The 14,686-nt window shown below is 72.5% G+C and carries 14 protein-coding genes and 1 pseudogene; 8 read left to right on the forward strand and 7 right to left on the reverse strand.

Translation table 11 applies throughout. The features are described 5' to 3' along the window. Positions 1-322: 322 nt before the first annotated feature. Positions 323-2,125 carry a chromosomal replication initiator protein DnaA gene (gene dnaA / locus E4P40_RS11935; protein ID WP_280790608.1) on the reverse strand — a complete coding sequence of 601 codons (1,803 nt, stop codon included), beginning with the start codon at positions 2,123-2,125 and terminating at the stop codon, positions 323-325. Positions 2,126-2,782: 657 nt separating this feature from the next. Between dnaA and rpmH the strand changes: the two genes are divergently transcribed. The 8 genes from rpmH (at position 2,783) to E4P40_RS11975 (ending at position 8,351) form a co-directional block, all read left to right on the forward strand. Further along, positions 2,783-2,920, forward strand: a complete 138-nt coding sequence (gene rpmH, locus E4P40_RS11940; protein ID WP_040338882.1) for a 50S ribosomal protein L34 — start codon at positions 2,783-2,785, stop codon at positions 2,918-2,920. A 1-nt stretch (position 2,921) separates the two neighbouring features. After that, positions 2,922-3,344, forward strand: a complete 423-nt coding sequence (gene rnpA / locus E4P40_RS11945) for a ribonuclease P protein component (protein ID WP_135158838.1) — start codon at positions 2,922-2,924, stop codon at positions 3,342-3,344. Beyond that, positions 3,341-3,655: a membrane protein insertion efficiency factor YidD gene (gene yidD, locus E4P40_RS11950; RefSeq protein WP_245160284.1), complete on the forward strand. Its 315-nt coding sequence runs from the start codon at positions 3,341-3,343 to the stop codon at positions 3,653-3,655. The genes rnpA and yidD overlap by 4 nt, the downstream gene beginning before the upstream one ends. Continuing rightward, entirely contained in the window at positions 3,648-4,700 is a 1,053-nt protein-coding gene (gene yidC / locus E4P40_RS11955; protein ID WP_135158839.1) for a membrane protein insertase YidC, read from the forward strand. Before yidD ends, yidC begins: the two co-directional genes overlap by 8 nt. An 80-nt stretch (positions 4,701-4,780) precedes the next feature. Further along, positions 4,781-5,407 carry a R3H domain-containing nucleic acid-binding protein gene (locus tag E4P40_RS11960; protein WP_135158840.1) on the forward strand — a complete coding sequence of 209 codons (627 nt, stop codon included), beginning with the start codon at positions 4,781-4,783 and terminating at the stop codon, positions 5,405-5,407. Then, positions 5,404-6,072, forward strand: a complete 669-nt coding sequence (locus E4P40_RS11965; protein WP_135158841.1) for an RsmG family class I SAM-dependent methyltransferase — start codon at positions 5,404-5,406, stop codon at positions 6,070-6,072. Before E4P40_RS11960 ends, E4P40_RS11965 begins: the two co-directional genes overlap by 4 nt. A 130-nt stretch (positions 6,073-6,202) precedes the next feature. Beyond that, positions 6,203-7,234 carry a ParA family protein gene (locus E4P40_RS11970; RefSeq protein WP_135158842.1) on the forward strand — a complete coding sequence of 344 codons (1,032 nt, stop codon included), beginning with the start codon at positions 6,203-6,205 and terminating at the stop codon, positions 7,232-7,234. Between the two features lie 58 nt (positions 7,235-7,292). Then, the gene (locus tag E4P40_RS11975; RefSeq protein WP_135158843.1) at positions 7,293-8,351 is read left to right on the forward strand and encodes a ParB/RepB/Spo0J family partition protein; all 1,059 of its coding nucleotides are present in this window, start codon (positions 7,293-7,295) and stop codon (positions 8,349-8,351) included. A 48-nt stretch (positions 8,352-8,399) separates the two neighbouring features. On the opposite strand, the gene E4P40_RS11980 is transcribed toward E4P40_RS11975, so the two are convergent. The 6 genes and pseudogenes from E4P40_RS11980 to E4P40_RS28060 all read right to left on the reverse strand — a co-directional run. Beyond that, positions 8,400-9,389, reverse strand: a complete 990-nt coding sequence (locus E4P40_RS11980; protein ID WP_135158844.1) for a D-alanine--D-alanine ligase — start codon at positions 9,387-9,389, stop codon at positions 8,400-8,402. Next, on the reverse strand, positions 9,386-10,804 hold the full coding sequence (locus tag E4P40_RS11985) for a PLP-dependent aminotransferase family protein (protein ID WP_245160285.1): 1,419 nt from the start codon (positions 10,802-10,804) through the stop codon (positions 9,386-9,388). Before E4P40_RS11985 ends, E4P40_RS11980 begins: the two co-directional genes overlap by 4 nt. 62 nt (positions 10,805-10,866) lie before the next feature. Then, the gene (locus E4P40_RS11990; protein ID WP_245160286.1) at positions 10,867-12,069 is read right to left on the reverse strand and encodes an N-acetylmuramoyl-L-alanine amidase; all 1,203 of its coding nucleotides are present in this window, start codon (positions 12,067-12,069) and stop codon (positions 10,867-10,869) included. Between the two features lie 208 nt (positions 12,070-12,277). Beyond that, entirely contained in the window at positions 12,278-12,604 is a 327-nt protein-coding gene (trxA, locus tag E4P40_RS11995; protein ID WP_097182926.1) for a thioredoxin, read from the reverse strand. 72 nt (positions 12,605-12,676) lie between these two features. Continuing rightward, positions 12,677-13,651 carry a thioredoxin-disulfide reductase gene (trxB, locus tag E4P40_RS12000; protein ID WP_135158849.1) on the reverse strand — a complete coding sequence of 325 codons (975 nt, stop codon included), beginning with the start codon at positions 13,649-13,651 and terminating at the stop codon, positions 12,677-12,679. A gap of 150 nt (positions 13,652-13,801) precedes the next feature. Beyond that, positions 13,802-14,686 (reverse strand): annotated as a pseudogene (locus E4P40_RS28060) (hypothetical protein); the annotation flags it as partial.

Genomic DNA, 14,686 nt, shown 5'->3' on the forward strand with positions numbered 1-14,686 from the left:
CTGTGTCTCCCTGCTCCGTCCCCAGGTGGTGCCCAGCCGTGCGACCGCGCTCGACCGGGGCGATACGCCCCGTGAGGGATCGATCGACATCCGTGCAGGTCAGCGGGACACGACCGGATTGCCGGCGACTGTGCCGAGCGCCGGGGAACGGCGCCTAGATCACCTCGTGTGACCTGGTGCACACGAGATCTCCCCAACCTGTGCACATTCCTGGGGACAACTTCTCGATGTGTCGACCGTGGTCACCGGCCGAACACCGGCTGCAACCGCATCCGGTCGCCTCCCCCCGACGGTCGACATGTCCACAGAGCTGTGGACAGACCTACTGCCGGGCGCGGCTCTTGATGCGGGCGGTGAGTTCGGTGACCTGGGTGTAGGTGGCGCGGCGCTCGCTCATCAGGTTGGTGATCTTCTTGACCGCGTGCATGACCGTGGTGTGGTCCTTGCCGCCGAACGAGGCCCCGATGCGCGGCAGCGACAGCTCGGTCAGCTCGCGGCACAGGTACATCGCGATCTGCCGGGCGTTCACCAGCGTGCGGCTGCGGTTGGAGCCCTGCAGCTCCTCCATCGTCACGGAGAAGTACTCCGCGGTCGCCGCCATGATGATCGCCGCGGTGATCTGCGGGCCCTGCTCGTCGCTGATCAGGTCCTTGAGCACGAGCTCGGCCAGCGGCAGGTCGACCTGCTGCTTGTTGAGGCTGGCGAACGCGGTGACCCGGATGAGCGCGCCCTCGAGCTCGCGGATGTTGGTCTGCACCTTGCTCGCGATGAACTCGAGCACGGGGTCGGGCACCTGCAGCCGCTCCCCCCAGGCCTTCTTGCGCAGGATCGCGATGCGCGTCTCGAGATCGGGCGCCTGGACGTCGGTGATCAGGCCCCACTCGAACCGGGTGCGCAGCCGGTCCTCCAGCGTCGTCAGCTTCTTCGGCGCCCGGTCGGAGGTGATGACGATCTGCTTGCTGGCGTTGTGCAACGTGTTGAACGTGTGGAAGAACTCCTCCTGCGTCCGCTCGGCCCGCTCGAGGAACTGGATGTCGTCGATCAGCAGGAAGTCGATGTCCCGGTAGCGACGGCGGAAGTCCTCGGCCCGGCCGGAGTGGACCAGGTTGATGAACTCGTTGGTGAACTCCTCGGTGCTGACGTAGCGCACCTTGACGTTGGGGAACATCCGCGCCGCGTAGTGCCCGATCGCGTGCAGCAGGTGCGTCTTGCCCAGCCCGGACTCCCCGTAGATGAACAGCGGGTTGTAGGCACGGGCCGGCGCCTCGGCCACCGCGACGGCCGCCGCGTGGGCGAAGCGGTTGCTGTTCCCGATGACGAAGCTGTCGAAGACGTACTTGGGGTTCAGGCCCGGATCCAGGCCGGCCGACCGGCGGTCGGCGAAGCCGCCGGACCCGTCGGCGCGGCGGTTGCGGTTCGCCGGCCCGTTGCTGCCGCGGTTGCCGCCGGAGTCGCGGCTCTGCGGGTCGAGGTCGAAGGGCAGCACGTCGGCCGTCCGTTCGTCGGAGCCGCCCCAGTCCCGCTCGCCCGGGGCGTCGGCACCGCCGGCCGGCGTGCCCCAGGTGGTGGTGCTCCAGTCCTCGGGGGCGCCCCGGTCGACGGTGCGGTGCGGTGCGCTGTCCACCGGCCGCAGCTCGCGGACCTCGGAGTCGGTGCGGTCGCCGGGGCCGTCGCCGTCGCGGTCCCAGGGCGGGGGGGTCCGGACGGCGTCGGTACGCACCCCGAAGGCGCTGCGCCCGTCGTCGGCCCGGTCCCGGCTGGCCCGGTCCTCCTCCTCGCGCTGCGCCTCGGCCGCCGACCACGGCCGGCGGGTCGGCTCCTCGTCGCGGGGCTCGTCCGGCTCGGCCGGAGCGTCCTCGAGCTGCACGGCGACCCGGATGTCGCGGCCGAACTGCTCGGACAGCGCCTCGGTGAGCACCCGGCGCATGCGGGACTCCAGCACGGTCTGGGTGAACTCGTTGGGCGCGGCGAGGACCGCCGTGTCCTCGACCAGGCCGAGCGGGCGGGTCAGGTTCAGCATCGCGTTCTGCTGCGGGGACAGGCTCGTCGCCAGCCGCTCGCGGATCTGGTCCCAGACGGTCGCCAGGTCCAGCGTGGCATCGGCCATGCCGCTCTTCCTCCCCATGCTGTCGATCCCGTCGTCCGCATCCGTGCGCCGGCGTCCGCCCAGCCTGCGGGGTCCGGGGACAGCCGACAGTCAACACCCGTTGTGGATGCGCGGACGCACTGGTTCCACACCGGTGTCCACAGGCTGTGCACGGCCGGCGAGGAGTCCTGCCGGGCTCCGCACCGGTCGGGCCGCCGATCCACATCGCTGCAGGTCGGAGGCCATTTCGGGCGGCTGAACGGGCGATTCGGCGGTCGGCTGACCGACGGGGTCGGCCCACGCGTCGTGACCCTGACGTCCGACGCGGAGCGACGGCGACGCTAACAGCCCCGTCCACAGCCCGGCAACGCTCGGGGCCACAGTCGGGCGCGTCGTCCCCGGCGCGCCGCCGTCGTCCCGGACGGTGCCGGGTGGACCATGGGCGGTCGGGATGCGCCCGGTCTCCGGTCAGGTGCGTTCCTCGGTTATGCTGGCTGGAGTCTGTGGACGGTTCCGGCCGCTCTCCTGCCCGCGCAGCAGAAACGCGCAGGTGGGTCCGGTGCGGGGACCGAGCCGCAGTGACCAGCTTCCGGGGTTCACCGGGGTGCGGCACTCCGCCGTTCGTCCCGGGCGCCCCGGCGCGCGCCCGCCCACCGGTGGGTGCGCACCGTCGATGTCGTGTAGTGGGAGTACCTCGTGAGCAAGCGCACGTTCCAGCCGAACAACCGCCGTCGGTCCAAGACCCACGGCTTCCGGCTGCGGATGCGCACCCGCGCGGGCCGGGCGATCCTCGCCGGCCGTCGGCGCAAGGGTCGCGAGAAGCTCTCCGCCTGACGTGTTGCCCGCGCAGGCGCGCCTGCGCCGGCGTCCGGAGTTCTCCGCGGTCGTCCGGTCCGGCCGCCGCGCCGGTCGACCGACCATGGTGCTCCACCTCCTCCGCGAACGGCCCGAGCACGCCGCCGGTCCTACGACGTCGCAGGCGCCGACCGGTGGCACGCCGACGTCCACCGTCCCGGCGCCGCCCGGTGCGCGGGCCGGTTTCGTGGTCGGCAGGGCCGTCGGCAACTCGGTGGTCCGCCACCGGGTGACCCGGCGGCTGCGGGCCGTCGTGCGCGATGAGCTCCACCGGCTGCCGCCGGGCGCCGATCTGGTGGTCCGGGCCCGGCCCGAGGCCGCCGACGCGTCCTCCGACCTCCTGCGCCGCGATCTGAGCTCCGGTCTCGACCGGCTGCTCGGCGATCGGGTCCGGTCCTCGTGATCCGCCGCGGGTTGCTGGGCGCGATCCGGTTCTACTCGCGGGCCATCAGCCCCGCGCTGCTGGCCCGCTGCCGCTTCTACCCGACCTGCAGCGCCTACGCGGCCGAGGCGATCGGGCGGCACGGGGCCGCCCGCGGCAGCTGGCTGGCCCTGCGGCGCCTGGCGAAGTGCGCGCCCTGGCACCCCGGCGGCGTCGACCTCGTCCCGGGTACTGGAACCGCCGGCGGCAGCCGGACGTCGAGCACTGCAGTGCCCCACCCAGCCACCCCGCCGGTCCTCAGCCGGTCGAACGAGGAGTCCTCCGTTGCTTGACTGGCTGTACACCGCCATCTCGTGGGTGATGGCGCGGTGGCACTCGTTGTGGAACACGATCTTCGGTGACCCGCCCCCGGAGTCGGGGCTCGCCGGGTTCGCCTGGGTCCTGGCGATCGTCTTCCTCGTCGTCACCATCCGGCTGATCCTCTTCCCGCTGTTCGTCAAGCAGGTCAAGTCGCAGCGGGCCATGCAGGAGCTCCAGCCGGAGATGGCCAAGCTGCGCAAGCAGTACGGCAGCGACCGGCAGGGCCTGAGCCAGGCGATGATGGCGCTGCAGAAGGAGCGCGGGGTCAACCCGCTGGCGGGCTGCCTGCCGATCCTGCCGCAGATCCCGGTCTTCCTGTCCCTCTTCCACGTCCTGCGCCGGCTGGCACCGGGCGCGGACGGCCTCTACAGCTGGTCGGACGAGCTGACCGACGAGGCGGCGCGCGCCAAGCTGTTCGGCGCTCCCATCTCCGCCTCGTTCAACATGACCGGCGCGAAGGAAGCGGCGATCCTGGAGATCGCCAGCTACAGCACGATCCGGATCGTCGCCTTCGTGCTGATCGTGATCATGTGCTTCACGACCTTCTTCACGCAGAAGCAGATCATGTCCCGGTCCGGGCCGGTCGAGGGTCAGGCCGCGACGGTGCAGAAGCTGCTGCTCTACGGCATGCCGCTGAGCCTCTTCGTCTCCGGCTTCTTCTTCCCGATCGGCGTCCTCCTCTACTGGTTCACCAACAACCTCTGGACGCTGGGCCAGCAGTTCTTCATCCTGCGCAAGCTGCCGCCGCCCGGGTCGGACGCCTACAAGACGAAGAACGCCACGGACAAGCCCGCCGTCGACCCCCGGACCCTCGCGCCCAAGCCGGGCGCCAAGCCGGTGCGCACCAAGCCGGGCCGCCCCGCCCCGGTCGACGGCACTCCGACCGGCACCCCCGCCCCCGACGGCACCTCCGCGGCCGACGCGAGCGCTGACGGCCGGCCGTCGGGCAAGCAGCCCGGTGGCTCGAGCCGTGCCGGCCAGCCCCCGCCGAACAAGGGCAAGCGCAAGCGCCGCTGACCGGCGCACCGACGTCCCTCTGACGCCGTCCGAGACCACCGGGTCCGCCCGGTTTGCCGCACCGAACTGGGAGGAACCCCGTGAGTGCCCCGCAGCAGCCCACCACCGGCACCGAACTGGACGACGACGACTCCCACCCCGCGCTCCCGGACGCCGATCCGGCCAGCGACGACGCCGTCGTCGAGCCGGTCGACGAGACGGACGAGGCCGATGAGGCGGACGAGGAGGATGCGGACGCCTCGGGTGACGACCTGCTCGTCCGCGAGGGGGACGTGGCCGGCGACTACCTGGAGCGACTCCTCGACATCCTCGACAAGGACGGCGACATCGACCTCGACGTCGAGGGGGACCGGGCCTCGGTGGCCATCGTCGGAGGCCGGCTGACCGACCTCATCGGGCCGGACGGCGCGACGCTGGAGGCGCTGCAGGAGCTCACCCGGCTCGCCGTGGCGCAGTCCACCGGCGTCCGCAGCCGGCTGATGCTCGACATCGGCGGGTTCCGGGCCAAGCGCCGGGCCGACCTCACCGCCCTCGGTGGCGACGCAGCCCGTCGCGTCGCGTCCAGCCGGCAGCCCGAGCGCCTCTCCCCGATGAACCCGTTCGAGCGCAAGGTGGTCCACGACGTCATCGCGTCCGTGGCCGGCGTGCGCAGCGAGTCCGAGGGCGAGGAGCCGAACCGGCGCGTCGTGGTCCTGCCCGACAAGTGACCGACGACGTTGCCGCGGCGGTGCCCGCGCCACCGCCGATCGCGGCGGAGGTCTTCGGCGACGCCCTCCCGCTGGCCCGGGACTACGTGGCCCGCCTGGCTTCCGACGGCGTCGTGCGCGGGCTCATCGGCCCGCGCGAGGTGCCGCGGCTCTGGGAGCGGCACGTGCTCAACAGCGCCGCGGTCGCCGAGGCGGTCCCTGCGGGCGCCCGTGTCGTGGACGTGGGTAGCGGTGCGGGGCTGCCGGGCATCCCCCTGGGACTGGCCCGCCCCGACATCACCCTGACCCTCGTGGAGCCCATGGCGCGCCGCGTGGAGTTCCTCGAGGAGATCGTCGCGGCGGTCGCCGGGCCCGCCGGACTGCCCTGGCGGGTCGTGCGGGGGCGGGCGGAGGACCGCGCGGTCGCCGGCGCGGTGCGCCCCGTGGACGTCGTGACCGCACGGGCGGTGGCACCGCTCCCCCGGCTGGTGGGCTGGTGCATCGGTCTGATGCGGCCGGGGACGCAACTGGTGGCCCTGGTCGGTTCGCGCGCGGTGGAGGGGCTGCCCGCGCTCGTCCCGTACCTGGAGGCCGCGGGCATGCGTGACATACATCCTCGGGCCGTCGGTGCAGACCTCGGGGGCGCTGCCACTACCGTGGTGGTCATGACACGTGGAGCACGGTGACGGCGCGCTCACCGAGAGCAAGCGACACGTGTTCCACGTGGAACGGCGCGCGGTATCCGCCCGCGTTCCACGTGAAACGGTTCCCCGTGAAACAGAGTTCTGGCACACGGATCGGCAGGAGGGACCCGCGATGACCGACCCGGGCGAGCGACTACGCAGCAGCCTGGCTGCCGACCAGTCGTCCAGCTCCCCGTCGGGCATGGCGGACTTCGACAGCCCCATCGCGATGGAGGCGCTGCGCGCGACCAGGGTGCTGCACGCGGCGGACCAGGACCCCTTCCCCGCTCCCAGCCGGATCCGGGTCATCACCATCGCCAACCAGAAGGGTGGCGTCGGCAAGACGACGTCCACGGTGAACCTCGGGGTGGCCCTGGCGCTCTACGGGCTCCGGACGCTGGTGATCGACCTGGACCCGCAGGGGAACGCGAGCACCGCCCTCGGCGTCGAGCACACCGTGGGCACGCCGTCGGTCTACGACGCCCTCGTCGGCGACAGCACCCTCGCCGAGGTCGTCCACCCGACGACGGCGAGCCCGAAGCTGCTGTGCGTGCCCGCGACCATCGACCTCGCCGGGGCCGAGATCGAACTCGTCTCCGTCGTCGCCCGCGAGCACCGGCTCCGGCGCGCCATCGAGACCTACGTCCACGAGCTGCCGCCGGAGCAGCGGCCCCACTACGTCCTGATCGACTGCCCGCCGTCCCTGGGCCTGCTGACGCTGAACGCCCTGGTCGCGGGGGACGAGGTGCTCATCCCGATCCAGTGCGAGTACTACGCGCTCGAGGGACTGGGGCAGCTGCTCTCCAACATCGACCTGGTGCGGGCGCACCTCAACCCCGGGATCTCGGTCCGGACCATCCTGCTGACCATGTACGACGGCCGGACCAAGCTCGCCGACCAGGTGGCCGACGAGGTGCGCAACCACTTCGGCGAACTGGTCCTGCCGGCGGTCATCCCCCGCAACGTCCGCGTGTCCGAGGCGCCGGGCTACGGGCAGTCGGTGCTCACCTACGACCCTGGGTCGCGCGGCTCGACCAGCTACGTGGAGGCGGCGCGGCAGCTCGCCGAGCGCGGCGTCGACCTGCCCCCGGTGGACCGTTCGGGCATGGCCGGTGTGACGGCGGCCCCGCCCGTGGCCGTCCAGTCGGTCCAGGAGCGACAGTGAGCGCGACCCTCAGCACGACCACCGGAAGCAGCACCACCACAGAGAGCAGAGAGCGGCGATGACGAAGCGCGGCGGCCTGGGCCGCGGGCTGGCGGCCCTCATCCCCACCAGTGCGCCGGAGGCGGAGCGGACGGCGCCGGAGCCGGCTGCCGACTCACCGGAGCCCGACGCGGGGACGCCCGCGCCCGCGGTGAGCCTGGTGCCGTCTCCCCCGCCGGTGACCCCGGCGTTCGGCCTCCCGGCGCTCGCGGCCGTCGACGAGCGCGCCGACGCCGCGGTCGGCATCCCCGGGGCGCAGCTGCGCGAGGTCTCCGTCGACGACGTCGTCCCGAACCCCAAGCAGCCGCGGCAGGTCTTCGACGACGAGGCGCTGGAGGAGCTCACCCACTCCGTGCGGGAGTTCGGGCTGCTCCAGCCGATCATCGTGCGTGAGAATGTGGACTCCCCGGGGGGAGCCGTCAGCTACGAGCTCATCATGGGTGAGCGCCGCCTCCGCGCCGCCCGGGCCGCCGGGCTGGACACCGTCCCGGCCATCGTCCGCGACACCACGGACGACGCGATGCTCCGTGACGCCCTGCTGGAGAACATCCACCGCGTGCAGCTCAACCCGCTGGAGGAGGCCGCCGCCTACCAGCAGCTCCTTGAGGAGTTCGGTGCGACGCACGAGGAGCTGGCCAGCCGCATCGGCCGGAGCCGCTCCCAGGTCACCAACACCATCCGCCTGATGAAGCTGCCGGTGAAGGTGCAGACCCGCGTCGCGGCCGGCGTGATCTCCGCGGGGCACGCCCGTGCGCTCCTCGGCCTCCCGGACGCCGACGCGCAGGACGCTCTGGCGACCCGGATCGTCGCCGAGGGCATGTCGGTGCGCGCCACCGAGGAGGCGGTCGCGATGGCCGCCGCCGAGCGCCCGACCGCCAAGCGCCGGGCCCGCAACATCTCCGCCCCTGGCGTGGAGGAGCTCGGCTCCCGGCTGTCCGACCGGTTCGAGACGAAGGTCAAGATCCAGATCGGCCGGGCCAAGGGGCGCATCGTCGTCGAGTTCGGCTCGGTCGACGACCTGCAGCGGATCATCGGGGTCATGGCCCCGGAGATCACCGGACGCCGACCGGACGCCTGAGGAGGCCCACCCCTCGACCACGGAGGGGTTTCGTCACATGACGAACTGTCAGGCGTCGGCGCGGCGGGCGAGCAGCCGGGCGAGGACCTCGCCGAGCTCGTAGCCGGCGGCCTCGACCGACATCGGGAACATCGACGTCTCGGTGAGACCGGGCGAGACGTTCACCTCGAGGAAGTGCACCTCGCCGTCCGGGCTGACGATCGCGTCGGTCCGTGAGAGGTCGCGCAGACCCAGCACCTCGTGCACCTCGACCGCGAGCGCCGCGGCGCGCACCGCGACGTCCTCGGGCAGCCGGGCCGGCGTGTGGTACTCCGTGAGCCCCGGGGTGTACCGCGACGTGTAGTCGAAGACGCCGGACTCGGGCGCGATCTCCACCGCGGGCAGGGCCTCCGGTCCGTTGCCCAGGTCGATGACGGAGACCGCCACCTCCACGCCCTCGACGAAGCGCTCGACGAGCACCGTGTCGCCGTAGGCGAAGCAGCTGACCATGGCGGCCGGCAGGTCCTCGACCCGGCCGACCTTCTGGACGCCGAGCGCGGACCCGCCCGAGGCGGGCTTGACCATCAGTGGCAGGCCGAGCCGGGCGACCATGAGGTCGAGCACCGCACCCGCGCCGAGCTCCCGGAACGTGCTGTGCGGCAGGGCGACCCAGTCCGGTGTGGTCAGCCCGGCGGAGCGGACGACGGACTTCGCGGCGGGCTTGTCCCAGGCCAGCCGGCAGGCAGCTGCGGGGGAACCGACGTAGGGCACCCCGGCGAGATCGAGGACCGCGCGCAGGGCGCCGTCCTCCCCCGTCGCGCCGTGCAGCGCGATGAACACCGCGTCCGCGGGCGAGGCGGCGAGTCCGGGCAGCAGGTCGGCGTCCGCGTCACGGATCTCGGCGTCCAGGCCTGCCCGGGCGAGCTCCTCCCACACCTGGGTTCCGGAGGAGAGGCTGACCTCCCGTTCGAACGTCAGGCCACCGGCCAGGACGACGGCCCTCAGCGGGTGCGGCTCGGCACCTGCCGAGGGGGCCTGTGCGGGGGCGGTCTCGCTCATCGGCGGTCCTCGTAGGTGTCGCTGTTGGCGGGGCCGACGATCTGCTCGGCGTCGTGGCCGGGCCGGACCGCGCGGAAGGTGCCGGTGTCCACGGCGTCGAACGTCGAGTGCAGATCCAGCTCGGCCTCGATGACGCGCGAGAGCCGGCGCACGCCCTCCCGGATCTGGTCGGGCTCGGGATAGCAGTAGGACAGCCGCATGTACTCGCGGCCGTTCCCGTCGGCGAAGAAGCCGATGCCGGGCACGTACGCCACGTGCGCGTTGACCGCTCGGGGCTGCATCAGCTTGGCGTCCAGGCCGTGCGGGAGCTTCAGCCACACGTAGAAGCCGCCCTCCGGCTGGGTCCAGGCGGTGCCGGCCGGCATCAGGGCGGCCAGGGACTCCAGGCACGCGTCGCGGCGTTCCCGGTAGAGCTCGGTGAAGGTCTTGATCTGCTCGCGCCAGGGCTGGGTGTCCAGGTACCGGGCGACTGCGTACTGGGTCAGCGACGGCGGGCACAGCACCTGCGCCTCCGTGGCCAGCACCAGCTTCTCCCGGACGGCCAGCGGCGCCAGCACCCAGCCCACGCGCAGACCGGGGGAGAACGTCTTCGAGAACGAGCCCAGGTAGATGACCCGCTGGTTGTTCCGGGCGCGGAGGGCGCGCATCGGCTCGTGCTCGAAGCCCAGCAGCCCGTAGGGATTGTCCTCGATGATCAAGAGGTCGTACTGCTCGGCGAGGGCGACGATCGCCTCCCGGCGGGGCTCCGACAGCGTCACGCCGGCCGGGTTGTGGAAGTTCGGCACCGTGTAGAGGAACTTCACCCGGTCGCCCTTGGCGCGGCAGTCGATGAGCATCTCCTCCAGGGCCTCGGGGATCAGCCCGTGGTCGTCCATGGCGACGTGCCGGACGCGGGCCTCCGATGCCTGGAAGACGCCCAGGGCGCCCACGTAGGACGGCCCCTCGGCCAGGATGACGTCACCCGGGTCGACGAAGACCCGGGTGACGAGGTCGAGCCCCTGCTGGGACCCGACGGTCACCACGACCTCGCTGGGTGAGGCGTCGGTGATGCCCTCGAGGGCCATGACGTCGCAGATCCGCTCGCGCAGCCGCGGATCACCCTGCCCGGAGCCGTACTGCAGGGTCTGTGCGCCCATGCCCGACACGAGCTCGCCGATCATCGAGCCGACGGCGTCCAGCGGCAGGGCGGTCACGGCGGGCATGCCGCCGGCCAGGGACACCACCTCCGGCCGGCTGACCACGGAGAAGAGGGCCCGGATCTCCGAGGTCTTCATCCCGTGCGTCCGTGCTGCGTACCGGTCCGCCAGCGGGTCGAGCCGCGGATGCCGCGGGACGACGTGGGGATGCGCACCGTGCGTCAGGTACGTCCCCGGCTGACCGGGACCGGCGGGCACGCCGGGCGGGTTGGTGGGCACACGACGAGTGTAGGGACGCTGCCCCGCCGGGCGACCGGACCACCCGGAGGAAGTGGACCGGCCTAGATCTTCTCGGGCAGGACGAAGGTGCCCGTGGGGGGATCGGCGTCCGCCGGCAGGTAGAGCCGCTGGACGGCGGCCAGGACGGCGGAGGCGATGGCGCTGCGCACCCGCGCGTCGAGGAGAAGCAGCCGGTCGACGCCGTGCGAGAGGTAGCCGCAGTCCATCCGCACGGCCGGCATCCGGGTCATGCGCAGCAGGTCCCAGGTCTTCGGGTGCGAGCCGAGGTCGAGCATGCCGGTGCGGGCGAGGACCTCGCGGCGGGCCAGGTTGGCGAACTGCTCCCCCACCGTGGACGACGCCCCAGAGCCGGTGCCGTAGTAGTAGCTGGCCACCCCGCGGGCGTGCTGGGAGCTGTGTGCGTCCATGTGCAGGGAGATGAACAGGTCGGCGCGGGCGTCGTTGGCGAAGGCGGTGCGCTGAGCGGGCGTGGGGTCCTGATCACGGCCCCGGGTCAGGTAGACCGTGGCGCCTGCGGCCGCGAGCCGGCCCTCGATGCGGGATGCGAGGTCGAACACCAGGTCGGCCTCGGTGGTCTCGCCCTCGGTGTAGCCGGCGTCCTCGCCGCCGTGGCCCGGGTCGACGACGATGCGCCGGCCGATCAGGTGCGGGCCGCTGTCCACGAACGAGGCGCTCTGCCGCAGCAGCTGTGGGCGGCCGCCGGTCACCTTGCGGCCCAGCTGGCGCAGGGCTCGCAGCGTCGCGGGCCCGCACGTGCCGTCGGAGGTCAGGCCGTAGTCCCGCTGGAAGGTCCGCAGGCCCACCTCGGTCTCGGGGCCGAAGACGCCGTCCACGGGGCCGGCGTCGTAGCCGAGCTCGTGCAGCCGGTCCTGCAGGTTGATGACGTCGTCCCCGCGGATGGGCCGCTCCGGGTCGTACCGGAGCAGCCGGTCGCCGAGGGACCAGCGGGCCTCGTTGAGGGCCCGGTAGGTCTCCTCCCCCACGCGGCCGTCGACCGACAGGCCGCGGATCTGCTGGAAGTGACGGACGGCGAGCTCCGTCGCGGGGTCGAACTCGGCGGTCTCCAGCGGCGCCGTGTCGAGCGCCGTCCGGTTGATCGGCCCGGTGTCGAGCGGGCCGCCGCCCGCCGCAGGGGTGCGCAGCGGGATGGTGTCCAGCGGGCCGCCGGAGGGCCCCGCGCTGCCGGCGGGCTTGTCGCCGCCGAGGAGGCCGAGACTCCGGAGTGCCGCCCGTACGTCGGCCACGGCCGGTCCTCGGTCCCCGAGTCTCAGGATCTGCATGCCGCTGTCGGTTCCCATCGTCCGCCGATTGTCGTCCCCGCGGTCCCGACCGGCCCGGCGGGGGCCCCAGGAAGCCTGGAGGCCCATCCGTCCGCTGGACGAATGGGCCTCGTTGTGGCTGGAAGGCTCCCCTGCAGGGTCCCGCCGCGAGCCTGCGAGCGGCAGGGGGGTCCTACAGGTAGTCGGCGAGGTCGTTCAGGATCGCACCCTTGGGCTTGGCGCCGATGATGCTCTTGACCGGCTTGCCGCCCTGGAACACGGTCATCGTCGGGATCGACATGACCTGGTAGTCGCGGGCGATCTGCGGGTTCTCGTCGATGTTGAGCTTCGCGATCGTCAGCTTGTCGCCGTGCTCGGCGGCGATCTCCTCGAGGACGGGGGCGACCATCTTGCACGGCCCGCACCACTCGGCCCAGAAGTCGACGAGCACGGGCTTGTCGCTGCCCAGCACGTCGCTGGCGAAGCTGGTGTCGGTGACCGTCACGGTGTTGCCTGCCATCGGTCGTTCTCCCTCTCGTCTGGTGCTTCGAGTACCTGCGGGGTCAACCCGCAGGCCGGCGGTTCTATGCCCTCAGCGCTCGTCGAAGGTCTCGGCGAGCCAGCGCTCGGCGTCGATGGCCGCGGCCGCCCCGGTGCCGGCCGAGGTGATGGCCTGGCGGTAGATGTGGTCGACCACGTCGCCGCAGGCGAAGACGCCGTCGATGTTCGTGCGCGTGCTGGGGTGCTCGACCTGGATGTAGCCCTCGTCGTCCAGCTTCAGCTGGCCGGCGAACAGCTCGCTGCGCGGGTCGTGGCCGATCGCCACGAACAGGCCGCTCACCGGCATCGTCTCGGTGGCACCGGTCTCGACGTCGGTGATCTGGACGCCGGCGACCGTGTTCTCCCCGAGGACGTCGGTCACCTGCTTGCCGAGCTCCCAGCGGATCTTCTCGTTGTCCCGCGCACGGTCCTGCATGATCTTCGAGGCGCGCAGCTCGGGACGGCGGTGGACGACGGTCACGCTCTTGGCGAACCGGGTGAGGAAGGTGGCCTCCTCCATCGCGGAGTCACCGCCGCCGACGACCACGATGTCCTGGTCGCGGAAGAAGAAGCCGTCGCACGTCGCACAGGCCGACACACCACGGCCGAGCAGCCGGGCCTCGTTCTCCAGGCCCAGGTACCGGTACTTGGAGCCGGTCGCCACGATCACGGCGTGGGCCAGGTGCACCTCGTCGCCGACCTTGACCACCTTGGGGCTCGCGGACAGGTCGACCTCGGTGACGTCGCGCGGGACCAGCTCGGCGCCGAAGCGCTCGGCCTGCGTGCGCATGTCGTCCATCAGCTGCGGGCCCTGGATGCCCTCCGGGAAGCCCGGGAAGTTCTCGACCTCGGTGGTGGTCATGAGGGCGCCACCGAACTGCGAGCCCTCGAACACCAGCGGGTGGAGGTTGGCGCGCGCGGCGTAGGTGGCGGCGGTGTACCCGGCGGGACCGGATCCGATGATGATCAGGTCGCGGATGCCGTCGTGCTCGGCCGGCGGGATCGCGGGGTTCCCGTCGGTGGTCACGGCGGGGCCGGGGGTCGGGTGGGAACTCGTCACGGGCGGCACAACGAGGATCGTAGGTGCGGCATTCCCCGATCTGCTGTCAGTGGCCCCCTCCAGGGCGCCGCGCCGTGCCTGCGAGGGGTGCGGACCCGTCCCGGGTACCGACCTGAGTCAGCCCGCGGACTGGACCTCGATCTCGGCGAGGTCTGCGGAGAAGCCGCCCTCGCTCGGTACCAGGCCGGTGATCCACACGAGCACGTAGTTGGCGGTGGCCGGCTCGTCGAAGGAGAACTGCGTCGTCCCCTCGAGCGTGCCGTCGGCGGCCGGGGTGAAGCTGTTGAGGTCCGTGCCGGCCTCCTCGCCCACCCGGATCTCCACGCTGGCGCCCGGCCGGCTGGTGGTGATCGAGACCCCGGAGAGCGTCTGCGCCCCGCCCAGGTCGAGCAGCAGGCCCACGCCGTCCTTGAGGTTCCCGAACGCCGGTGAGCCCCGGTACTCGTACGTCGACCAGGCCGTCGAGGGGTCCCCGTCGGAGGCGAGGGCCACGTCCTCGTCGTTGTCCGGGTCACCGTCGCCCTGCGGGTCGAAGACCTGGCCACCGGCGATCGGGATCGCCGTCCCGGCCTCGGCCGGCGCGCTGGAGCGGGTGCCGCCGCCGGCGCTCGCCGAGCCGCTGGGCGTCGAGCCCTCGACGTCGTCGACGTTGCCGGCGACCGACAGGACGGACTTGCCCAGCCACACGGCGAGCGCGATTACGACCGCCAGGGCGATGAGCGGCAGGCCGATGACGACGAAGCGGTGTCGCTTGGCGCCGTCCTCGTCGAGGTCGGTCTCGCCGGTGGGCGGGCCGACCGGCGGGTAGCGGTCGGCGCCGAGGTCCCCGAGCGGGCCGTCGTCGTACTGGTCGCCCCAGACGCTGCGCGTCGGCGCCGGGTCGGTCGGCCGCACCGTGCCGGCGTAGGCGCCGCCGCTCGGCGCGACGGTCCCGGCGGCGATGGTGTCCCCGCCGAGGGCCCCCGGCGGGAGCGGGGCAGCGGTCACCGGCCGGACCGGCGG

The sequence above is a fragment of the Blastococcus sp. CT_GayMR20 genome (assembly GCF_004570345.1).